Annotated in this window: 19 protein-coding genes; 6 read left to right on the forward strand and 13 right to left on the reverse strand. The window is 45.2% G+C overall.

The window, feature by feature from the left end; all coding sequences use genetic code 11:
- Positions 1 to 27: 27 nt before the first annotated feature.
- Together ACX6CI_RS02780 and ACX6CI_RS02785 are read left to right on the forward strand one after the other, a co-directional pair.
- Positions 28 to 2,547 carry a circularly permuted type 2 ATP-grasp protein gene (locus ACX6CI_RS02780; protein ID WP_458776657.1) on the forward strand — a complete coding sequence of 840 codons (2,520 nt, stop codon included), beginning with the start codon at positions 28 to 30 and terminating at the stop codon, positions 2,545 to 2,547.
- Entirely contained in the window at positions 2,544 to 3,419 is an 876-nt protein-coding gene (locus ACX6CI_RS02785) for a transglutaminase family protein (protein WP_458776658.1), read from the forward strand. Before ACX6CI_RS02780 ends, ACX6CI_RS02785 begins: the two co-directional genes overlap by 4 nt.
- 117 nt (positions 3,420 to 3,536) lie before the next feature.
- Here the strand turns inward: ACX6CI_RS02785 and ACX6CI_RS02790 are convergent, their stop codons facing one another.
- Positions 3,537 to 4,385, reverse strand: coding sequence for a beta-keto acid cleavage family enzyme (locus ACX6CI_RS02790; RefSeq protein WP_458776659.1), 849 nt, complete (start codon positions 4,383 to 4,385; stop codon positions 3,537 to 3,539).
- A 173-nt stretch (positions 4,386 to 4,558) separates the two neighbouring features.
- Between ACX6CI_RS02790 and ACX6CI_RS02795 the strand changes: the two genes are divergently transcribed.
- The gene (locus tag ACX6CI_RS02795; RefSeq protein WP_458776660.1) at positions 4,559 to 5,467 is read left to right on the forward strand and encodes a MurR/RpiR family transcriptional regulator; all 909 of its coding nucleotides are present in this window, start codon (positions 4,559 to 4,561) and stop codon (positions 5,465 to 5,467) included.
- A gap of 17 nt (positions 5,468 to 5,484) precedes the next feature.
- Positions 5,485 to 6,828, forward strand: coding sequence for an aminotransferase family protein (locus ACX6CI_RS02800; RefSeq protein ID WP_458776661.1), 1,344 nt, complete (start codon positions 5,485 to 5,487; stop codon positions 6,826 to 6,828).
- On the opposite strand, the gene ACX6CI_RS02805 is transcribed toward ACX6CI_RS02800, so the two are convergent.
- The 3 genes from ACX6CI_RS02805 to ACX6CI_RS02815 all read right to left on the reverse strand — a co-directional run bounded on the left by ACX6CI_RS02805 (position 6,806) and on the right by ACX6CI_RS02815 (position 10,687).
- A complete protein-coding gene (locus tag ACX6CI_RS02805) occupies positions 6,806 to 7,000 on the reverse strand; it encodes a hypothetical protein (protein ID WP_458776662.1) in 195 nt (64 codons plus the stop codon). The genes ACX6CI_RS02800 and ACX6CI_RS02805 overlap by 23 nt on opposite strands.
- A 109-nt stretch (positions 7,001 to 7,109) precedes the next feature.
- Positions 7,110 to 8,027, reverse strand: coding sequence for a VOC family protein (locus tag ACX6CI_RS02810; protein ID WP_458776663.1), 918 nt, complete (start codon positions 8,025 to 8,027; stop codon positions 7,110 to 7,112).
- A 176-nt stretch (positions 8,028 to 8,203) separates the two neighbouring features.
- Positions 8,204 to 10,687, reverse strand: a complete 2,484-nt coding sequence (locus ACX6CI_RS02815; protein WP_458776664.1) for a right-handed parallel beta-helix repeat-containing protein — start codon at positions 10,685 to 10,687, stop codon at positions 8,204 to 8,206.
- 439 nt (positions 10,688 to 11,126) lie between these two features.
- Here ACX6CI_RS02815 and ACX6CI_RS02820 point away from each other — a divergent pair, with 439 nt between their 5' ends.
- Positions 11,127 to 11,369 (forward strand): hypothetical protein, encoded by a 243-nt coding sequence (locus ACX6CI_RS02820; protein WP_458776665.1) that lies wholly within the window; start codon positions 11,127 to 11,129, stop codon positions 11,367 to 11,369.
- Between the two features lie 196 nt (positions 11,370 to 11,565).
- Here ACX6CI_RS02820 and ACX6CI_RS02825 read toward each other — a convergent pair whose 3' ends face one another.
- From ACX6CI_RS02825 to ACX6CI_RS02850, 6 genes are all read right to left on the reverse strand, one after another.
- Positions 11,566 to 12,117 (reverse strand): 2-oxoacid:acceptor oxidoreductase family protein, encoded by a 552-nt coding sequence (locus tag ACX6CI_RS02825; RefSeq protein WP_458776666.1) that lies wholly within the window; start codon positions 12,115 to 12,117, stop codon positions 11,566 to 11,568.
- Positions 12,117 to 12,923, reverse strand: coding sequence for a 2-oxoacid:ferredoxin oxidoreductase subunit beta (locus ACX6CI_RS02830; protein WP_458775100.1), 807 nt, complete (start codon positions 12,921 to 12,923; stop codon positions 12,117 to 12,119). Before ACX6CI_RS02830 ends, ACX6CI_RS02825 begins: the two co-directional genes overlap by 1 nt.
- 1 nt (position 12,924) lies before the next feature.
- Positions 12,925 to 14,073 carry a 2-oxoacid:acceptor oxidoreductase subunit alpha gene (locus tag ACX6CI_RS02835; RefSeq protein WP_458775099.1) on the reverse strand — a complete coding sequence of 383 codons (1,149 nt, stop codon included), beginning with the start codon at positions 14,071 to 14,073 and terminating at the stop codon, positions 12,925 to 12,927.
- Positions 14,066 to 14,287: a 4Fe-4S dicluster domain-containing protein gene (locus ACX6CI_RS02840; RefSeq protein ID WP_458775098.1), complete on the reverse strand. Its 222-nt coding sequence runs from the start codon at positions 14,285 to 14,287 to the stop codon at positions 14,066 to 14,068. Before ACX6CI_RS02840 ends, ACX6CI_RS02835 begins: the two co-directional genes overlap by 8 nt.
- 78 nt (positions 14,288 to 14,365) lie before the next feature.
- On the reverse strand, positions 14,366 to 15,856 hold the full coding sequence (locus tag ACX6CI_RS02845; RefSeq protein ID WP_458776667.1) for an alanine/glycine:cation symporter family protein: 1,491 nt from the start codon (positions 15,854 to 15,856) through the stop codon (positions 14,366 to 14,368).
- Positions 15,857 to 15,944: 88 nt separating this feature from the next.
- Positions 15,945 to 16,856, reverse strand: a complete 912-nt coding sequence (locus tag ACX6CI_RS02850; RefSeq protein ID WP_458776668.1) for a glutaminase — start codon at positions 16,854 to 16,856, stop codon at positions 15,945 to 15,947.
- A 69-nt stretch (positions 16,857 to 16,925) separates the two neighbouring features.
- Between ACX6CI_RS02850 and ACX6CI_RS02855 the strand changes: the two genes are divergently transcribed.
- A complete protein-coding gene (locus ACX6CI_RS02855) occupies positions 16,926 to 17,129 on the forward strand; it encodes a hypothetical protein (RefSeq protein WP_458776669.1) in 204 nt (67 codons plus the stop codon).
- A 1-nt stretch (position 17,130) separates the two neighbouring features.
- On the opposite strand, the gene ACX6CI_RS02860 is transcribed toward ACX6CI_RS02855, so the two are convergent.
- From ACX6CI_RS02860 to ACX6CI_RS02870, 3 genes are read right to left on the reverse strand one after another with little or no spacing between them, the layout of a single operon-like run.
- Positions 17,131 to 18,531: a sigma-54-dependent transcriptional regulator gene (locus ACX6CI_RS02860; RefSeq protein WP_458776670.1), complete on the reverse strand. Its 1,401-nt coding sequence runs from the start codon at positions 18,529 to 18,531 to the stop codon at positions 17,131 to 17,133.
- Positions 18,524 to 20,287: a sensor histidine kinase gene (locus ACX6CI_RS02865; protein ID WP_458776671.1), complete on the reverse strand. Its 1,764-nt coding sequence runs from the start codon at positions 20,285 to 20,287 to the stop codon at positions 18,524 to 18,526. The genes ACX6CI_RS02860 and ACX6CI_RS02865 overlap by 8 nt, the downstream gene beginning before the upstream one ends.
- A gap of 4 nt (positions 20,288 to 20,291) precedes the next feature.
- On the reverse strand, positions 20,292 to 21,107 hold the full coding sequence (locus tag ACX6CI_RS02870) for a transporter substrate-binding domain-containing protein (RefSeq protein WP_458776672.1): 816 nt from the start codon (positions 21,105 to 21,107) through the stop codon (positions 20,292 to 20,294).
- Positions 21,108 to 21,275 lie beyond the last annotated feature (168 nt).

Below are 21,275 nucleotides of genomic sequence, written 5' to 3' on the forward strand. Positions count from 1 at the left end.
TGCACCTGGAATATTAAACGCAAATTTATGAGCAACACAGTCCCTGGCAGTTCACCTACATCTTCAGGCTCTTCTCCATCAATTTTTGAGACGATTGCATGTCCTAAAGACTCCTACTGTGAGCATCTTGATTCAGAGGGTGCGCTGAGACCCCACTGGAAATCACTGCTTGAAGCACTAGCATCAAAAGGTAAGGACGCACTTACCCAGGACCACGAGCGAGCAAAACGCAGGCGTCATGAAGATGGTGCCACCATAAATCCCTATGATGATCTGACAGAGCAGACCAGTTCCTGGGCTCTTGATATGGTGCCTCTGCCTCTTGCCTCACAGGAATGGGCGCAGATTGAGGCAGGGATTAAGCAGAGAATGGGGCTTTTGGAAAAGGTTCTGCGGGATACCTATGGTCCGCAAAATCTATTGAAAACTGGCAGTATTGATACTGAGCTGATTTTTGCAAATCCTAATTTTCTCCACGCCTGCCATGGAATCGAACCCTCAGGGAACCGGCATCTCACATTTTACGCAGCCGATATTTACAGAGCTCCCGATGGCCAGTTTAAGGTGTTTCGGGATTACAGTGTAAATCCGGCAGGACTTGGGTATACCCTTGAAAATCGGCTTGTTATGTCACGGGTATTTTCGCGCCTGTATCATAAAACTCAAATTCGCAGGCTCGCGCCATTTTTTCAGAAATTTCATAGGGCTTTTATTGAACGCTCATCCCTTCGTAAAAATGATCCGGGTATTGTTCTTTTATCTCCAGGGCCTGATAGTAATATTTATTTTGAACATGCCCTGCTTTCAAGATATTTGGGTTATCCACTTGTTGAGGGACAGGATCTGACCGTTCGAAACGGAGAACTGTTTTTAAAGACTCTTGCAGACCTTGAACCGGTGGAAGCTATCTTTCGTCATGTTGATGACCAGAACAGTGATCCATTTGCACTACGCCGTAAAACGAGTGCGGGGGTTTCGGGTCTCATTCAAGTGTGTCGTGAACAAAATATTGATATTACAAATCCAATTGGCAGTGGATTTGTTGAGACACCAGCTCTACAGAGCTTATTGCCAAAGCTCAGCCGCGATCTCCTTGGCGAAGAGCTGCTGCTTGCAAATCACCCGACATGGTGGGGTGGTCACAGTGATTCTCTTACCCACATGGTGAACAACCTCGCTCATCTTGACGTCAGTCGGGCAATGGAGCGGTCAGCTGATTTGCAAGCATCCGACGACCTGCTTGCGGATATACAGAAAGCACCTGCCAGTTATATTGGTTCTTCTGTCATTGCACCATCCACTGCCCCTGCATGGAACGACCAGGGCGTTGCGAGTTGTTATACTATGATTCGGGTCTTTGCATGTGCAACCGAGAGCGGATACTCTGTGATGCCTGGGGGGCTTGCAATTACAGGTGATAACGTTGAAACGCTGTGTACCCGTAACCCTGAGATCCAGAAAAGTAAGGATATCTGGATTATTTCAGATGAGCCGGTGGAACTCATCACTCTAATGTCCGGGTTTAGCAGTATCCCGGAATTTAAGAGGAGCAGCGATCTTCCCAACAGGGTTGCGGATAATCTTCTCTGGTTAGGACGTTATCTTGAGCGGGCCGAAGGATTGGTTCGGATTCTACGTTCGGTCTTTAGAAGGTTATCTGGCGAAGAAAAGCCGGAAAATGTACCTGAACTCAAATTCCTACTCCATATTTTGCAGGCAAAACATGTATTGCCCGGGGTTGTTGACGAGTTGCAGGGCGATGAACTGGCCCTGTTACAGCACCTGAACAATGCCCTCTATAAAAAGGATAGTTCGGAGAGTGTTGCTGCCATTTTAAGACGTGTACAGCAGACAGCAAGAAACGTTCGAGACAGGCTCTCAATTGATTGTACACGAATCCTTGGTCGCATGGAAAACTTCAGAGCAACAGCAGACAGTGACCCCGTTGAAATTCTGGATGAGACCTTAATTAACCTCTGTGCCTTTAGTGGTCTTGCCATGGAGAGTATGCAACGGGGCCTCGGTTGGAGCTTTATGGATATGGGGCGAAGGATAGAGCGGGCGATGAACCAGTCGGTACTGATTCGCCATGCGATCCCCGAGGTCTGTATTGATGCTCACAATACATTGCAGGCCTTACTCGAAATTTGTGATAATTTGATGACCTATCGGGGGAGATACAGATCTTCCTTTCAGTTAGCGCCGGTTCTCGATCTACTGCTTGCAGATGAGGTGAACCCTAAATCCATGGCTTTTCAATTTAACCAGATTTCAGAACATATAGAGCAATTTCCTCGAAAAAATGAGAAGAGATTTTCGAGTAAAGAAGAGCGCATAACCCTTGACCTGCTGACCGGAATTCGCCTCCTGGATCTGACGAGAATAGATTGTACAGATACGTCATCAGAGACTGAAAAAGTAATAGCATTTTTACATGAGACAGAGCAGAAGCTCAAAGATTTCGGGCAGGAAGTGAGTGCTAATTATCTCACCCGGGTGCCGTCCACACCTCATTACGCAGTTTTCAATGGTGGCCAGTCCCTATGATATATCGTGTTACCCATAATACCGGTTATAAATATTCAGCACCGGCATCTTTATCTCAAAATGAGTTGTTTCTGGCACCCCGGAATACTCCGTCCCAGGAGGTCCTGGAAAGTCAACTTAAGATTAAACCTAAACCACAATATCTTCACCAGCGGACAGATTATTTTGGTAACAGTGCCCATGTGTTTATGGTGCAGCATCCCCATAATGAACTTGCGATTACTGCAATTAATCTTGTGAAGACCACAAAGCCTGATACCCCGGCCTCAGAACTTACCATGCCATGGGAGGCCGTTGTTAAAAGATTAGCTGAACATAAGGATGCTGTGGAACTTGATGCACAGCAGTTTACCTTTGCAAGCCCCCTTGTGCCTCTTTTGCCTGAAAGTTTGAGTTATGCCCAACAATCGTTTCTGCCTGGTACACCTGTACTTGCAGGAGCAATTGATCTGACGAGAAGGATTTTTACAGAATTTACCTATGATAAATTGGCAAGTAATGTTGAAACCCCAGTTGATCAAGCCCTTGCCAATAAAAAGGGTGTGTGTCAGGACTTTGCCCTTGTGGCAATAAGTTGTCTGCGAACCCTGGGATTGGCGGCCAGGTATGTGAGTGGATACCTTGAGACAATACCTCCACCGGGTAAGGAAAAACTGATAGGCTCTGATGCATCCCATGCCTGGATTTCAATCTTTATTCCCTATTTTGGCTGGGTGGATTTAGATCCCACCAATAACCAGCTTGCTAATGAAACATATATTACAGTTGCTTGGGGGCGCGATTACGGCGATGTTTCGCCGGTAAAAGGTGTGGTGATGGGAGGTGGGGCGCATAATCTTTCTGTTACTGTGGATGTCGCACCACAGGTGTAGCGGAGTTGTTTGAGTTCTCTACCGCTCATGAAACTAAACAAGCGTCCTGGAAACGTTACATCTCAGGCTGTTCGTTTGTCTGTAGATAAGACCTCCAAAGAGGTGTGGTTGATACACCTATCTTATCTCTGTCAATATCCTATCCTTATTTTCTTTTTTAAGGCCTAAAATTTCTCTTGCCTCGTCAGGGGTTGCAATAGGCCTGCCTACTTCTCTCGCAATTCTCACAATGGTCTCAACCAGAGTTTGGTTGGACGCAAGGGAGCCATCCGGGAGGTATAAGTTATCTTCCAGGCCCACACGCACGTGACCACCCATTACGATTGCGGCTGTGGCCAGAGGAATCTCATGTCTTCCAATACCCGCCACAGTCCAAGTGGAGTCTGGAGGAAGACTTTCAGATAGAAAGAGCAGATTTTTTATACTTCCTGGCATGGACCCAGGTGCTCCCATGACAAAGCCAAAGTGCAGGGGCGATGAAAGAATGCCTTTTTTCACAAGAAAATGGGCATTGTTGATCATTCCCGGTTCAAACACTTCTATTTCAGGTTTAACCTCTGTTTCCTTAAATACTCCGGCCAGAAATTCAATAAATTGGGGAGAGTTCTCGTAAATAATGCCGGGCAGGTTATTTGAACCTGTGGTGAAGGAGGCCATCTCTGGAAGTAAGCGAACTGGAGTTGCGCGCTCTTCCCAATCTTTTCCTGCCCTTGCACCAGTGGAGAGTTGGATAATGACACCCGGTACCCTGTCTCTTATTTGTCGTACCGTTTCCTTAAAAATTTCTACATCCTGGCACGGTTTTTCATCTTTATCTCTTGCATGAACATGGAAAATGCTAGCCCCGGCATCGGCACACTTTTTAACATCCCTTGCAATCTCCTCAGAGGTCACAGGAAGATTTGGATTCATCTTTTTAGTAGGTACATTGCCGGTTAAGGCTGTTGTAATAATAAGTTTTTCCACAGCGATTTTCCTTATGGTCTTGTTCCATGTTTTTGAGCTGAGAGCATCGATTATTATTCTTTACATCATAATGTATCAAGTGTTACATTTGTGAGAAATTAATGTAATGATCATTGCTACGCAAGTTTTTTTTGCTATGAAGATCAAGAAATAAACGTGAACAGGCCACTACGATGCTGAAAAAAGAATTTCTCTTAAAAAAGACACCTTTGCCAAAATTGACAGCCTCCCAGAATAAGATACTGGAGTACCTGTTGGACCATCCCGATGATGTAGCGTATATGAGCAGTGGACAACTGGCAGCGAGCCTTGGAATGTCTAATGCTACTATTGTCCGATTCTGTCAGCATATTGGTTTTAAGGGCTATATGGATCTTCAGCGACATATTCGCCAGGAGATAAAAACTCGGTTGAGTGTCCCACAACGGTTACAGAAACAACCGAACAATATTGTTGCGACCCGTGATTTTATAAAAACAGTTTTGAAAAGTGATCAGGAGAATCTTGCAGTGGTAGCAAAGACCCTCTCTTCTGAATTGTTTGAGCAACTGGTCACTGATATTCAAGGCAGACAGGAAATATGGGTACTAGGGTTACGCTCCTGCCATGGGGCAGCACACTATTTTTCCACTAACCTCAGATTTCTATCAAGGCGGGTAAATCTGATTACCCTTGATGCAGGAACCGTCTGGAGTCAGATTCAACCGGGCCTTAACCCTGACGCCCTTTTAATCAGTATCTCTTTTCCCAGGTATTGCAGGCAAACAATAGAAATAGCCGAGCTTTTTCAAAATGGAGGAGCACGCATTGCTGCGATTACTGATAGTGAGGTATCTCCTCTGGCTCAACTGAGTGACCTGGTTTTTCCACTACCTTTCTGGGTAGATTCGTTTTTCGAATCCAATGTTGCAGTGCTGAGTTTTTTTAATGCGGTACTGGCTGGAGTTTCGTATCTGGACGGGCATAAAACCATGTCAAGGCTCCAGCGCTTAGAACAAATATGGGACGATAAATCAGTATATTTAAACCCGAGAGCTGCTGTACCCAGCTGGGCTGAGCAGCTTCAGCCTAAAAACAAATGAACTTTAAGGACAAATCCATGGGAAAAGGACAAAATATCCCCAGAAATTTTTTGGCAAATACCCCCAAGGCGACACGCGCGCAAGGCATCTATATCTATGATGATCAGGGAAAAGACTATCTTGACGGTTGTAGCGGCGCTCTGGTCTCAAATCTCGGCCACGGTGTTACTGAGGTCATCGATGATCTGACTCAGCAGATGAAAACTCTGGACTTTGCCCATCCCTCGAGATGGCATCAAAGTGCAGCCCAGGAGGCGGTGGATCTCATTGCAGAATTGACCCCTGGTGATCTTAATCACTGCTGGTTTGTCTCCGGAGGTTCTGAGGCGGTTGAGTCAGCGATTAAAATGGCTCGTCAGTATTATGTGGAAAGGGATGGAAAAAACAGTCCTAAACATAAAATAATCAGTCGCCACTGCTCCTACCATGGGGCGACAATCGGGACAATGTCTGTGGGGGGAAGTGCTGGTCGGGTGGAGACCTATGCGCCTCTGCTTAACCCTTCAGTGAAGATTCCGGCCACCTATTTTTATCGTAAGCCTGATCAGTATACCACCGAGGAATTTGCCGATCATTGTGCAAATTCTCTCGAAACTGAAATTTTGAGCCTGGGAGCTGAAAACGTTCTCGCCTTTCTGGCAGAACCAATTGTGGGTTCAGCTGGTGGAGCAATAACGCCGGACGATAATTACTGGCCTGCCGTCAGGAAGATTTGTGATACATATGATGTCCTGCTCATTGCAGACGAGGTAATGACAGGATTTGGCCGTACGGGGAAAGCCTTTGGTGTTGACCACTGGGATGTGACTCCAGACATCATCGCCTCGGCCAAGGGAATGGCTGCTGGTTATATCCCAACAGGGGGCATCTTTGTCAGCGAAAATATAATTAATACGATTAAAAACGGTACTGGAGCATTCATTCACGGCCATACCTATAATGCCAACCCTTTGAGTTGTCGGGCTGTGGCAAGTGTTCTCACCTATATCAAAGAACATAAACTGATAGACAACGTACATAAAAACGGATCAGTGCTTGGAAAAGGGCTCACTGATATTGCACAGGAATCCCCCTTTATTGGAGATGTCAGGGGAAGGGGATATATGTGGGCCCTTGAGATTGTACAGGACAAGGAGAGCAAACAGCCTTTTCTCCCTCAGGATAAGGCGACCGCAAGAGCGCTTTCAGCCTGTCTTGATAATGGACTTGTTGTGTATCCCGGCGGCTGCCATATCAATGGCATTGACACCAATATCGTTCTGGTAGCTCCCCCTCTTGTGACCACTACAGCAGAAGTTGGTGAGTTATTAAGTCGGCTTGACAGCGGGCTTAAGCAGTTTATGAGGGACATTCAAAACTGATTTCAAAAGACACAAGTGGCCTGAAATAAAACATATTCAGGCCACCAGGGTTCAGCTGGGGACTATCTTCGTCGATGACCACCTCGATGACTACTCCGGTGATTGTATTTGTACGATGGACGGTGATGGTAATAGCGTCGGTGATGATGATGGCCCCAGTATGGACTTCCATGAACGCTCACTCCGTAGGTGGCGCTGTAGGGGGCGCATCCTCCGATGTAGAATATTGGAAGGGTCACAATTGCAATAAATAGAATAAGGGTTAGTGGTTTCATTATTTGTCACCCTTGGGGGGAAAGGTTAATGTCAATCTGCTGGATGCCAAAGATTGCTCCGGATGGGTCGGCTAGTATAGCCACCTCATTTTCAGGAAAGGCAGTGTCGGGTTCCATTATTAAGGTCGCGCCAAGCTCTATGGCTTTGCTAGTGATGGTCGCCACACTTTCTACGCCAACGTAGGGGATCCAGATAGGATCAACATCATCCCAGGGGATTTGGGCTATTCCGGCACGGGGTTCTTCGTCCCTCATCAAAAAATGATAGGTGTCACCACACGTTAAGGGCACCAGCTTTTCTTCATAACCCGCGATGTTTGTGTAAAAAATTCGAGCCTTTTCCATATCAGTCGTCCAGAGTTCGCTTCCAAGCCACGCCGAATATTTCAGATCTTCGTCTTTAGGATCACCGGTGGATGAATGTAGTAGAGCAAAGAGAGCACCCTGGGGATCACGAACGACTGCTACGCGACCGCGGTCAGGGAGTTGTTTTGCTGCGGTATGTATGGTTCCATGGTCGTCTTCGACGACTTGTACCGCCTCGTCAACATCTGGGACTGACATGTAACTGAGCCATTGACTACCTGAATTTTTGTTTTGACGTTTGCCAACCGCTATAGCATTTCCAATTGGTACACCATCTTGTACTATGGTTTGGACCTGGGTTTTACTCGCGGGAAGATCCTGAAAAGACCAGCCAAATAGTTCACTGTAAAATGTTGCTGTACCGGATAAATCATCGGTAAAGACATCGTACCATACAAATTTCCCAGTTAGTTGCGGGCCTTCTGCATCTTGTGATATTTGCGGCACCTTTGTTTGACTGGTGATACATCCTCCAAGAAGGCTTACGAAGATGAGAAGGAGAATAGGTACAAAGAATGGGGAACGATTTTTCTTCTTTCTGGGGTGAGTTAATTTCATTGGCATGTTCCGTATTTGGACAGCGAGGTTGTCCCAAATATGTATGGGGTTAGGTTGTAAAGATTTAATGTTGATAGTAACAGGTGACATCATTTATATCTATTCACCATCCTTTTCCTAAAGAAACTGAAGAAGGATGGCGGATGGCAAGCGAATTGTTGTGAAATAGTGTCAGGTTATTTTGCTACCACGCGGGGCATCAGCTGATCCGTATCAGCAGCATCGTCCATATTACTTTCTCCTTTTATGGAACTGTTATCTGCTACAGAGGATGAACCTGAAACGTTCACATAGTGTCCCATGTAATCAAGAGCAACACCTCCCCCTCCAGTTTTTGCACTGTTATTGTGGATGGAAGTTTCCTCTAAAAATAAGGTTCCTTCATAGACTTCAATACCACCCCCTCGAAGGGAACTCGAATTGTTTGAAAAGTCGCAACCTACAAATCGGGCCTGGATGGGAGAGAGTTGAGATGTGTTGTTGTCTATATAGACAGCACCTCCACTGCCATAACTTTCGTTTTCAGTTAATTCACAGTTTGTAAAGCTTGGCCAGGCACCGTAGTCTACGTACACTGCACCACCCCGGTCCTGAGCAATATTATTTGAAAAAATAGTATCGATGATTTGCGGCCCGCTTTCTTCACTGTCTGGGCCTGAACGGAATAAAAGAGCACCTCCAATTTCAGCTGAATTGTTTATGAAGGTACAGTTTGAAATAGCTGGTGCAGAATTGGAATAACTGGCAATAGCCCCACCTTCAATACCACTATTATTCTGAAAGTTACAATTTACTATAGTAGGTGAAGCACTGTTATAACAGAGCATACCGGCACCACGACTGTGGTGGAAGTTGCCATCTGCATAACCGTCCTGAATGGTAAAGCCATCAAGAGTAGCATTTGAGGCCCCAAAGAGTACATGGTATACATTGTCGGAGTTATCCCCAACAGTTCCAATATCACCTGAGAGGATGGTGATGTTTGCTGCATAATCCCGTGCCTCAAGATCGGTTTCTGTGCCGGCAAAACCTCCGTAAATATAAACACCTTCTTTCATGACAAAGGTTTCTGATCTGTCGGTGCCGGAGGTTGGCTTGTAGGTACCTGCAGCAACCCAGATGTCTGAGCCTGGTGTTGCGTTTTCAAGGGCATCACTTAGCTTAGTGTAGGCATTATCCCATGAGGTTCCATCGCCTAGTCCACCGGCATCGTATTTGACAAAGATCCTTGAGGCAGCGCCTTCACTACTCATTGTGTTATAGCTGTACGCTGTATAGGTGCGATTTGGATCATTGAGAAAGTAGTCAGCCCAATAGTCGACATCGGCCTTCCTTCCAGGGTGCCAGCCAATGAGCACTTTCTGGGGAATGTAACTATCTTCTTTGAAATAATCCTCTGTATCAACTGTTCCTTCAGTGGTTTCCACCAGCGACTCCTCATCAAACATTGCAATACCGTCATGCCAGTTACTGATTGAGGTTGTGGCAGAGCCGCTATCATTAGCGATAATGATGGATTTATATACATGAACTTCGTTCCCGACATAAGGCTCACCGTCCCCTGTCAGGCCCATTAAGGCCCCCTGATACAGGGCAGAGCCTATGTCATATGCCTTGTTATTGGCAAAAGTTGTGTAGGCGAGCCGGTGTGGAGATACACCATCGGCCACCAGGGCTCCACCGCGCTCTGCTTCATTTTTGTAAAACAGAACGTTTATAATAGATGCCGGGCTTCCCATATCAGAATAGATCGCTCCACCTTTTGCATCACAAACGTTTTTTGAAAAAACAGAGTTTGAAATTGTAATCTTAGTGAAAAACTCATTGTTCATCGCGCCGCCACGGTCGGTGGCATGATTACTTTCAAAGATGCAGTTCTCAAAAATAGGGGCGTCACCGATAACTGTTCCAGCATTACTGCCCGGGTCCCATGACTGGGTTACCATGTTATAGACTGCTCCGCCCTTTGTGGCATAGTTGTTTGTAAAAAAACAGTTTTTGGTAATAGTTCCAGTATGCACGTTTAAAAGACCACCGCCTGAACTTTTCTTCGTATTGGTTACAATGCGAAGACTCTCCAGGTCGGAAAATTCATCTGGTACGGTTACCAGGCAACCGCTGTTGTCTGTTTCGCTTTCACCGAGGATTGCATAACCGTCACGTATGATGAAGCCATCCAGGACGGCATCATCGGCACCAGTCACCACATGATAGACGTTGTCCGTTAGAACAGATTGGTCCCCAATTTCCCCTGAGAGGATGGTTGTGTTTTTTAACCAGTTGCGCTGTTCTTTACGAACTTCAGTGCCCTTAAAACCACCATACACCCCAATTCCTGAGACAAGTGAGAATGTTGCCTCACGTTCAACATCACCACTGGGATAGTAGACACCCCGCGATACCCAGATTTCACTTTTATCGGTGAGATCACTTGCTAGAGCGTCTCCCAAGGAGGTGTAGGCCGTGGCCCATGATTGGCCGTCAGGATTTATGGATGTTGCGTTTTGTCTGACATAAATAACTGAAGAATTAACCTCTGGAAATGACATCTGTAACTTTGTTCTTGTATATCCGATTCTCTCTTCGGCAGCTAGAGCTACACCAGCAACATGTGCTAGTAAAATGGTAGCTATAACAAACGCTTTGTTCGAGATGTTCATCTATTTCTCCTATGAAAAATGTGCACTGCTTGTTTTTAAAAAAAATTCTACTGGCAAAATGTAGCAGCCATACGATTAATGAATGAATTTATCGGTTAAATGTGCACTAAAAATGAAAGTATGTGCAGTAAAAGTGGAAATAGAAATAATGTAAATTATTGGATAGGTAGGAGCTGTATGCAGGTAGATTTTAAATTTTGGACGGGAAACAGTTACATATTGGAGTGGTAACATAATCTTCAAAATAGTTGTTTTATGACTTTGTTGTAGGCCCTGAATGTGAAATCGTTCTCCTATTTTTGGATGAGTATCGTCTTCAATGACCGCGTCTGGTAACTATTAGGAAAAATTCTTAAATACTGCTCGGTTTGGTTTACATCTTGCTCTACGTACAGCAAAAGAGCCGTAAGATGAAAATTAAGTCTAGGAGACGTAGACAATGAAACAAACATGGGAAAAAATATTTGAGTATGCATCTATGCCTGTACATGGGACACTCTCACGTAAATTGAGAAAGGGAGTGTCTTTGCAGGTCAATGAAGGAAAAGTATATAAGAGTGCGGTGATTTTTCTCGGTGATGCCTTTGTTCGTATTACCGAAGAAGATGATGGGCAGGCAATAAACAGCTATTATGATTGGGGTAGCATCAAGACTATTCGGACCTATGGAGTGAAAGAATAGCGCCAGGTTCTTTAAGTAATTGATGAAAAGATTGGGCAGGAAGGGCTCTCCTGTCTGATTGCTTCCCCTATATTCAGACTTAATTTTTTTTAAAAAAAAGATAAAGAGATGAGTGTATTAACTCCCAGAAAGAGATGCAAATCTTCCTGGGAGCTTTACTTAACTCACATATTCCATGGGAATATCGGGTTATATACTACGTAGTCCAGCTGTAATCCGCACCGAGCTCCATACCAAGTTCAAAAGCCTTGGTGTTCAGCTCAATAAAGTCTTTTGGCACCTTGCCAATAACAGCACTAAGGACAGACTTTGGTTTGATTACTTCTGTAATAGCAACCAGTGTTCCCAACATACAGATATTAAAGACAACTGGCTTACCTATCTTCTCCATCACGCTGTCATACATCGGCAACTCGATCTGCTTGGCATCGACCTTACGGGTAGTCTGTACATAGCGACTGTCCGAAAGTAAGATACCACCAGGACGAATGATGGGGGCGTAACTGTTATAGGCATCCTGGGTGAGACAAACCAAAACATTGGGTTGGGTGACCTCAGGAAAATCGATCTCTTTATCAGAGATGATGATATCGCTGCGGGTAGATCCACCACGGGCAGCAGCACCATAGCTCTGGGATTGAGTTGCATTGAGGCCTTCTTTTATAACTGCTGCCTCAGCGAGGATAATAGCCGCAGTAATGACTCCCTGGCCACCGGAGCCGGTAAATACCAGACGTATTCTACTCATTACACGTCCTCCTTCATTGCGTGCTTGATTACTTCATCATATGAAGCACAGTATTCAGGTCGCTCTATATCCACAAAGATTCCACGTGGGATGAGATCTGGATTCTCCTCCAAGGCCTTTGAACCAAGTTTTGCTGTGTTATTCTTATGAATCTCAAGCATGCTGACGGCATCACCTTCTCTGTTCTTCCTGCCATAGTGGGTAGGACACTGGGAAAGTATCTCAACCACAGAAAAGCCCTTGTGCTGTATCGCCTGCTTCAGATAGCCCGTTGATTCTTTGGCATGGTAGGCGGTGGATCTGGCAACAAAGGTGGCGCCAGCAGCTTTTGCAAGCTCGACCACATCAAAGTTGTTGTCAATGGTGAGGTAGGGCGCAGTCGTTGCTTTAACACCAGGGCCTGATAGTGGAGAAAACTGTCCACCGGTCATGCCATAGATTCTGTTGTTCATGACGATTGCGGTAATATCTATGTTACGCCGCGCCGCATGGATGAAGTGGTTACCACCAATGGCAAGTGCATCTCCATCGCCCATGGGAACCAGTACGTTAAGGTTTGGCTTACTGAGCTTTACCCCTGTCGCACAGGCAAGTGCTCGTCCATGCATGGTATGCAAAGAGTGAAAGTCAACATAACCTGAAATTCTGGCAGAACACCCGATACCAGAAGTCATAACAATCTCATTCTTATTTAAACCGAGCTCTTCAACAGCGCGTAGGAGTGAATTGAGAATAGTTCCATGCCCGCAACCGGGACACCACATGTGCGGGAAAAATCGTTCCCGTAAATAATCTTTTACAGCCATCTCACACTCCCCTCCCCTGGATTACCCGAAGAAGTTTCTTAATATCTGAAGGTGTTATCAATTCACCATCAATGCGATTTGCAAGAAATACACGACCCGGTTTTTTCACTGCGGCCTTCACCTGCGCGAGAACCTGGCCCATATTCATCTCGACAACCAGTACAGCTTTTGCGCGGTCGCACTTTTCACGAACGAGCTCTTTAGGGAAAGGCCAGATGGACTGAAGCTCAAGTACCCCAATCTTTTCACCTCTGGCTCTTCTGGTCTTGGCAAGATGTATGGCGGATCTTGCAGAGGAACCGTAGGAGACGAAGACATACTCAGCGTCATCCATGAAATGCTCTTTGTAGCGTGTGATTTCATGGATATTGTTGTCAATCTTGTCAACGAGATGACGGAGCAGCTCATTGACAACCTTTGGGTTGTTTGAAGGAAAACCCCACATGTCATGGAAAAGACCAGTGACGTTATATCTGTGCTCGCCACCAAAGTCAGACATCGGTAGACGACCATCTTCTCTTGGCAGGTAAGGGTGGTAGTCGACCCCTTTGCCAAGGGATGTTCTGAGGCGGTCGACAATCTCAAGTGCGCCTTTTTCAGGGATAACCAGCTTTTCCCGCATATGGCCAACGGCCTCATCGAGCAAAAGGATTACAGGGGTACGATAGGTTTCAGCCATATTAAAGGCATCGACGGTGATCTGGAAAATATCCTGGTGGTTGGAAGCGGTCAACGCAATGATGTTATGATCACCATGGGTTCCCCATCTTGCCTGGTTGATATCTCCCTGACTGACGTGGGTTGGGTTTCCTGTGGATGGCCCGCCACGTTGTACATTGGCAATAACGCAAGGGATCTCAGTCATACATGCGTAACCGATAGCCTCCTGCTTCAAGGAAAAGCCTGGACCACTGGTTGCGGTCATAACTTTTCGGCCGGTAAGAGAGGCTCCAATAATGGCACACATGGAAGCGATCTCATCTTCCATCTGAATAAACTTGCCTCCCTGCTCAGGAAGCCTTTGGGATAAATGTTCTGCAATCTCTGTGGAAGGTGTAATCGGGTAGCCTGCAAAGAACTCAATCCCTGCGTAGATAGCCCCCTCAACACACGCTTCATTGCCTTGAATAAAACGTATATTCTCAGTCATTGTCCTTATCCTGGTCAATTAGTACCTCGATCGCGAGATCCGGGCACCTTAGTTCACATAACATACAACAGATACAGTCTTCCGGTCGCACCGCAACAGCCGTATCTTTTGCATTGAGTTCCAAAACATTTTTAGGACAGAAACTAACGCAAATACCGCACCCTTTGCACCAGTCTCCGTTGATTTTCAGCTCTTTGAGCTGCTTCTTAGCCATGGCTTTTCCCTATTTACCTGATCACTTTGTTAAGGTTTGTTGGTATTGGCCGGACCTGTATTGTCCGGCCATGGTTGGTTAATTTTTCAGGCCGCTTATAGCAGCAGCGCTCATTTCATCTATAGTCTCATTCTCCGCACCCTCAGTTCCAGGTTTGTTATTCCAGGCGGAGTGGTCAATGTCGAGATCTTGAAATTTTGAAGGGTCAAACACAGGATCATCAATTCCCTGTTTTAGCTGTTCCCTATAGTCAGCTAAGATTCGTAATGCTGTTGGAAATAGCATTAAGAGTGCCAGTAAGTTAACTAATGCTAGAATTCCCATCATCGGGTCTGAGAAAAAGAAAATTGAAGTAGCACCCGGAGCAACGGCTCCAACAAAAAGAATCGCTATAACGGAGATGCGAAGTATTAAAACGGCTAAGGGGTTTTGGGTGAGAAAAGTAAGGGCATTTTCTCCGAGATAGTAGTTGTAAATAATTGAGCTAAAACCAAAGAGCAGGATGGCAAAGGTGAGGTAGTATTGAGACCATACACCGAGTTGTGCAACCAGGGTCTGTTGTGTGAGAACGATGCCGTCAATGCTTTCAGCACCTGGGACATAGACCTTGCCCAGTAAAATAACAAAGGCGGTGCAACTGCAGATAAGGATTGTATCAATAAATACCGACAGTGACTGGGTGATCCCTTGAGCGATCGGGTGATTGACTTCTGCAGTTGCTGCCACATTTGGAGCAGAGCCAAGGCCCGCCTCATTTGAAAATAGACCACGACGTAATCCTTGAGCAAGGGCCGCCCCCATGCCACCTGCAACTGCTTCTTGAATTCCAAAGGCATTTTCGACAATATTGACAAGAATAGTAGGCAGCTCGGCAATGTTTAATACAATGACCACCAGTGCCATGGCTAGATATCCAACTGCCATAACGGGTACAACGATATCTGCAGCTTTGGCTATACGCCTGATACCACCAAAAACGATAAAGCCTGAAACTACAGCGAGAAGAATACCGGTCCAGATCCGGTCAATTCCAAGACTATCCTGGGCAGCACCTGCAACGGTGTTTCCCTGAAAGGCATTAAAACCAAGAGAAAAGGCTGCAATGAGACAAACTGCATAGATAACTGCGAGCCATTTAAACTCCTTACCTAGACCGTACATTATGGTCCTGGCAGGGCCTCCGCGATAGGTACCATCATTATTTGATCGCTTGTAGAGCTGGGCCAGTGAACATTCGATGAGACTTGTAGCCATGCCAACGAGTGCAATCATCCACATCCAGAACACTGCGCCAGGACCACCCATAGTAATGGCAACAGCAACACCGGCAATATTACCACCCCCGACCCGTCCACCTACAGAGATGAGGAGGGCTTCCCGGCCTGAAATTGAACTGGAACTGCCCTGTTTTTTAGTGAATAATACTTGAAACATTCGGCCAAAAAACTGAACCTGTACAAATCGTGTGGCCAACGTAAAGAGAAGGCCAAATATTACCAGAAAGGGGATAAGTGCCCATCCCCAGGTAAGGTCTCCAATTATGCCAAATACAGTTTGCAAAAATTCCATGTCTACTCCAAATTGAGGTGATTGTCTTAGGCAGTGATGAGCAAGTTATAGATTGTCTCTGCCTCGCTATATAGTTCTTTGTCTTCGACTACAAAATGCTTAATCTTTCAGTTTCTGCTAATAGCTCCAGCGCCTTAAATCCTGCCACTGAGGTACCGTATTGGTCGAGGCCAGGCGACCAGACCGTGATGGTCATTTTGCCTGGTACAATGACGAGTAGGCCCCCTCCAACACCACTTTTGCCTGGCAGACCAATGCGGAAGACGAAATCACCGGCGGCATCATAGGTGCCGAACATCAGCATCAAGGCGTTGATTCGCCTGCTCTGAAATGGTGTAATGATTTGGGTACCGGTTATTGGGTCCAGGCCATGGTTGGCTAGAAAGAGAAATGCTCGGCTTAAGTCCTTACAGCTCATGGCAAGGGAACACTGGGTAAAGTATGCTCCCAGCACATCATCCACTTCGTTTTTCAGGATGTTGTAACTTTTTAGAACAAGGGCAATTGCGGCATTTCGGTGGCCTGTTCTTTTTTCAGACGTTGCAACACTGAGATCATAGTGGATGCTGTTATTACCGGTAAGTTGCTGCACAAAACTCAATAGCTCTTCTGTATAGTTGTCACTTATTGAAAGAAGTAGATCAACGATGGCGATAGCGCCGCCGTTGGTGAAAGGATTTCGAGGGGTGCCTTCGGCTTCCTCAATAGGCGTTATTGCATTAAAGGTCTTAGCTGATAATCTGCGACCAACATGGCTCCAGAATTCATCACCAATTGATCGAAGAGCTAAGATGAGGGGAAATATTTTTGTGATACTCTGTAAGGAGAACTGCTCGGAAGAGTCGCCGGCCTGATAGGTTGTTCCATCAACACAGGTCGCAGATATACCAAATTTTTCAGGTGAGACGCAGCCCAAAGCAGGTATGTAATCTGCAACCTTACCTTCTGTAAGGTACGGTTTAATATTTTCAGGTAGCCCATCAAAAATTGCTTGATTCATTTTCACCCCAATTCCCAGGAAATGTACATCAGAGGCAGTGGTATAAAAGCCTTTGGTGTGCAGAGGTTTATGTCAAAGCAAATTACATACCGAAAATCAGTAGAAAAATTCTATCTGTCTAATTTACTGATAATTTTTAGAATTGAGGCTGGATATGGGGAAAATGATCTGGTTCGTACTGGAGAAGGTATGGGTAGGGGGTGGTGGTGGAGGCTTTTGGGCGCACACTTTCGTGCGGTATCGAACGGTAGTGTGCGGTATCGCACAGAATGATTTACTGTTTTTGTAAGTTAAAACGCTTTAATTTTCTGAGGAGGGCGTAGCGGCTTATTCCAAGTTTCTGTGCTGCTTTGGCCTTTACTCCTCCACATTCCTGCATTGCCTGGTTGATGTTATCAATTTCCAGAGCGCTCACAGCATCCCCAAGAGACCTCTCTAAACCATTTGGTTTTGCTATATTAGTATCTGTGTGAGGTATCAGATCGTTTTTGTTGGATTTTACATTTTCAAGAAAACGATTGGGCAGATCTTCTAAGTATACGCCACTTTCATTTGATAAAATAACAAGTTGCTCCAGCAGGTTTTTGAGCTCACGGATATTGCCTGGCCAGTTATAACTCATTAAGGCTTTGGTAACATCCTGGCTTAAGTGTAAATCTCTCTTGTGGAACTTGTGGGTAAAGATCTTCCAATAGTGGGCTACGAGTAGATCGACATCGCCAGGGCGGGATCGAAGTGGAGGCATTTTAAGAGGGATAACCGCTAGTCTGTAATAGAGATCTTCTCTAAATGTTTTATCAGCAACACGCTGTTGTAGGTCATTGTTGGTTGACGTAATTATAAAGAGATCGACCTTATATTCTTTGGTACCACCGATCCGGCGAAAGGTTCTTGTTTCAAGAAACTTGAGGAGTTTGGCCTGCAAGGGTAATGGTAGTTCGCCCACTTCATCAAGAAAAAGTGTGCCGCCATCGGCTAGTTCAGCTAAACCGACTTTCATTTTTTTTGCATCGGTAAATGCACCGCTTTCGTGGCCGAAAAGCTCACTCTCGAGCAAGTGTTCAGGAAGTGCTGCGCAGTTTATTTCGATAAATTGTTTGTTCTTCCTATTGCTTTGATTGTGGATTGCTTTTGCCAGAAGATCCTTGCCCGTCCCGCTTTCACCAAGGAGTAACACCGTCGTGGTATCTACCTGTCCCAACTGATGTACCTTGGTAAATAGTTGCTGCATGGGACGGCTGTTACCAATGATATTATCAAGGGTAGTCTTTTGATGGGAGCGATTGCGGTGGTGTTCAACCTCTCTTACTAAGCGTAATTCCTTACAGGCCTTGGCAACAAGCATCTCAATGACATCAAGATCAAAGGGCTTACTGATATAGTCAAATGCCCCAAGTTTCATGGCCTGTACGGCTGAGTCAATATCGCCATGGGCAGTAATAATGATAGTTGGGGTGTTTGGATTCAGGCGTTTAATATCTTGTAGTATTTCAAGACCGTGGCCGTCAGGTAGTTGTAAGTCCAGTATTACTATATCGGGGACATTATCCTGAAAATAGGCCATGAAACAGGTCTTGTTCTCAAATGTTACGACCGTATAGCCGCACCTGGTAAGGCCAATCTGCAGTGACTTTAGGACCACTTTTTCATCATCAACAATCGCTATCTCAGTCATCGAGCCTATCCTCTTGTACGTCGCTGGTTCCCATAAATGTTATTTTAAACTCGGTGCCTTGGTTTAACTCACTCTTAACCTTAATTCTAGCGTTGTTTTGCTTGAGTAGAGTGTACACTACCGATAAACCTAACCCTGTTCCTCCATCGTGAAGCGAGAAAAATGGATCGAAAACACGGGGGATAGAATCTCTAGCAATTCCTGAACCATTATCTATAACTCTTAAAATTACGAATTCCTCAGGTGATAATTCGGATTGTATTGTAATGTGGCCAGTATGTTCAGGGACCGCCTTCAAAGCATTGAACAGGAGATTGAGCAGTACCTGTAAAATCTGATCCGGGTCTGCGACTACCTGATGGGGAATAAGCTCTGTGGTAATCTGTACCTGTTTCTTACGAGTTTTAGAATGAACGAGGCTTATGGCATGGGTAACAGTTTCCTCTAAACTAAAGGGTTTGGACCGTGCTTCACGGGGACGACCAAATTCAAGCAGGTCATTTACAATTGTAGTTAAACGATCCGCCTCATCTGAGATACCTTGTGCTAGTTCTGATACCAACTGATTGTCTTCAGTGTTGTTGCTATGGTTGGGGGGACAGTCTGCAAGCAGATCTGTTGGTTTAAGAATCTTATTAATAACCTGAGAGCTTGTCTTTATACCAGTTAGAGGATTTTTGATCTCATGGGCTATACCTGCTGTCATAACCCCAAGAGATGCAAGTCGTACAGCTTGGTTCAGCTCCTGCTGCCTATCATTTAACTGATTGGCCATATCATTGAAGGCAGTGGCAAGCTGTTGTGCCTCATGTCCGGAATCAACAGTGATCTTATGATCGAGGTTACCCGTAGCAAAATCTTTTGTTCCATGGATGATCTGTTTAAATGGCTTAGTGAATCGATGGCTGAAAACAAAGATGAAAGCAAAGGCCAGAACCACAACGATAGCAATGAAGATGATACTATATTTTTTAAGCCAAATTACATCACCAAATAGTTCAGCTTCACTAATACCGACAACTATCTTCCAGCCCAAAGGTTCTACCTGGGCTGAATATTGACGCTGGGTTGAGGTTGAGTCCGCTGCTCTGTCTGTGGTGAAAGAATTTATTAACTCGCCACTATTGGTCACAATGGATTTTTCTGCATCAAAGTCCAGGTGAAGATTTTGAAGATATTGAGTGAGTGCGCTAAGGGGGACATAAGCTACCATGTAGCCCACAGATTTTTCCGCGTTGCGAAAGGAGTGGATTGGGATAAAAAAGGCTAATTCGTCCGAGTGGTTTACCCTACGGTTATATGCAGGACTGGTCTCTGTTATTGGTGCGCGGTGCTGCCTGATGGTTTTCCTTGTGAAAGACGCATATTGCTCTGTCTCTGGTGTTGTATGGGTGCTGAGCATTAACTCGCCGTTGAGAAAACAGAGATCTAAACGGCTGAATACTTCACTTGAAACTCGAAATAATTCCAAACGTTCTCTGAGAAGCTGCAGGCGAGTATTAAGAGGGAATTGTTGAAAACTGAGCTGGAGGTAGGGTTGTATTGCCTGATTTTTAATGTCGTCTATCACGTTGAGTGATTTAACAGAAGTCTGTTCAGCAACCTGGGAAACAAGCTGTGAAACCTGATTGGTATAGGTTTGCTCAAGAGAGCGTGTGTAGGCAGACATTGAAAAATAGGAAATTACAACCTGGGGCAGTAATCCAAGTAGACAAAAGAAAAATAGAATGCGCCATCGAAGAGATATATTGGTCATGGTCTTACCTGGCCCACCAATTGTCAGGTATTGGGTAGGTTATAACGCTCAGGTATTCTTTAAAGCTTGGGGACATTTTAAACGGCCCAATGCCCAGCGGTCCCATCCATTGTTCATAGATATCGAAGTACTTTCCGGTAAGAATGGTCCAGCGAATGGTATCATTTACAAAGTCACGAAAGTCTGAATTGTTTTCAGGGATCATAAAGGCGTATGGTTCGTAACCAACTGAATCTTCAAGTATTATCCAGTCATCTGGGTGAGGTGTCTGTAATCGTTTGGTGGTAAGGAGTACACGGTCAGCGCAATAGGCATCTGCTTCACCATTAACAAGGGCCCAAAGGGCCAGGTTGTGGGTGTCGTAGGAAAGAATCTCTTTAGGCAGTATTTGGCCGGATTTTTTCATCTGCTGAAGAAGAAGGAGGTTGGTTGTTCCTTTTCCAGCGACTATACGTTTATTGCTCATTCCCGAGGTTTCAAGAATGCCTGAAGCTTTACTGACCAAAAATGTTGTCTCGGAGGTAAAGTAGATAAGACTGAAATCTACTTCTTTTTCTCGGTCATAGGTCTGGGTGGAAGCACCCATTTCAATATCAATTTCATCATTTAAAATCATGGCGGCTCGCTGGGTTGCACGGAGCCTTACCGGTTCCAGCCTGATTGTTTTATTAAATCGTTTTGAGAGATAATGAACCAGTTGACCTGCCATATCCACCGAAAAGCCCCTATGAAGTCTTGAAATTTCATCAAAACTGGAGAACGGGGTAACATCTTCCTGAAAGCCCACCCGAAGGACACCTTCTTTCTCAATCTTTTCCATTAGTTGATCTGACATTCCTTGGTTTGGTATGAAAACTAAAAGAATGAATATCACAATGAATCTGCTTGTCGTGATAGAGCTAAAAATCTGTAATTTCTTCTGGTTATATTTTCCCATTCTTTCTGGTAGGTAATTCCTGTGAGCTGTGTGTTAGGGTTTACAACTCTT

This window comes from Desulforhopalus glucosivorans (assembly GCF_054397165.1).

Coding starts and splice junctions, on each gene's coding strand:
- ACX6CI_RS02780 (WP_458776657.1), top strand. CDS start 28: ATGAGCAACACAGTCCCTGGCAGTTCACCTACATCTTCAGGCTCTTCT.
- ACX6CI_RS02785 (WP_458776658.1), top strand. CDS start 2,544: ATGATATATCGTGTTACCCATAATACCGGTTATAAATATTCAGCACCG.
- ACX6CI_RS02795 (WP_458776660.1), top strand. CDS start 4,559: ATGCTGAAAAAAGAATTTCTCTTAAAAAAGACACCTTTGCCAAAATTG.
- ACX6CI_RS02800 (WP_458776661.1), top strand. CDS start 5,485: ATGGGAAAAGGACAAAATATCCCCAGAAATTTTTTGGCAAATACCCCC.
- ACX6CI_RS02805 (WP_458776662.1), bottom strand. CDS start 7,000: ATGGAAGTCCATACTGGGGCCATCATCATCACCGACGCTATTACCATC.
- ACX6CI_RS02810 (WP_458776663.1), bottom strand. CDS start 8,027: ATGAAATTAACTCACCCCAGAAAGAAGAAAAATCGTTCCCCATTCTTT.
- ACX6CI_RS02815 (WP_458776664.1), bottom strand. CDS start 10,687: ATGAACATCTCGAACAAAGCGTTTGTTATAGCTACCATTTTACTAGCA.
- ACX6CI_RS02820 (WP_458776665.1), top strand. CDS start 11,127: ATGAAACAAACATGGGAAAAAATATTTGAGTATGCATCTATGCCTGTA.
- ACX6CI_RS02825 (WP_458776666.1), bottom strand. CDS start 12,117: ATGAGTAGAATACGTCTGGTATTTACCGGCTCCGGTGGCCAGGGAGTC.
- ACX6CI_RS02830 (WP_458775100.1), bottom strand. CDS start 12,923: ATGGCTGTAAAAGATTATTTACGGGAACGATTTTTCCCGCACATGTGG.
- ACX6CI_RS02835 (WP_458775099.1), bottom strand. CDS start 14,073: ATGACTGAGAATATACGTTTTATTCAAGGCAATGAAGCGTGTGTTGAG.
- ACX6CI_RS02840 (WP_458775098.1), bottom strand. CDS start 14,287: ATGGCTAAGAAGCAGCTCAAAGAGCTGAAAATCAACGGAGACTGGTGC.
- ACX6CI_RS02845 (WP_458776667.1), bottom strand. CDS start 15,856: ATGGAATTTTTGCAAACTGTATTTGGCATAATTGGAGACCTTACCTGG.
- ACX6CI_RS02850 (WP_458776668.1), bottom strand. CDS start 16,856: ATGAATCAAGCAATTTTTGATGGGCTACCTGAAAATATTAAACCGTAC.
- ACX6CI_RS02855 (WP_458776669.1), top strand. CDS start 16,926: ATGTCAAAGCAAATTACATACCGAAAATCAGTAGAAAAATTCTATCTG.
- ACX6CI_RS02860 (WP_458776670.1), bottom strand. CDS start 18,531: ATGACTGAGATAGCGATTGTTGATGATGAAAAAGTGGTCCTAAAGTCA.
- ACX6CI_RS02865 (WP_458776671.1), bottom strand. CDS start 20,287: ATGACCAATATATCTCTTCGATGGCGCATTCTATTTTTCTTTTGTCTA.
- ACX6CI_RS02870 (WP_458776672.1), bottom strand. CDS start 21,107: ATGGAAAAGATTGAGAAAGAAGGTGTCCTTCGGGTGGGCTTTCAGGAA.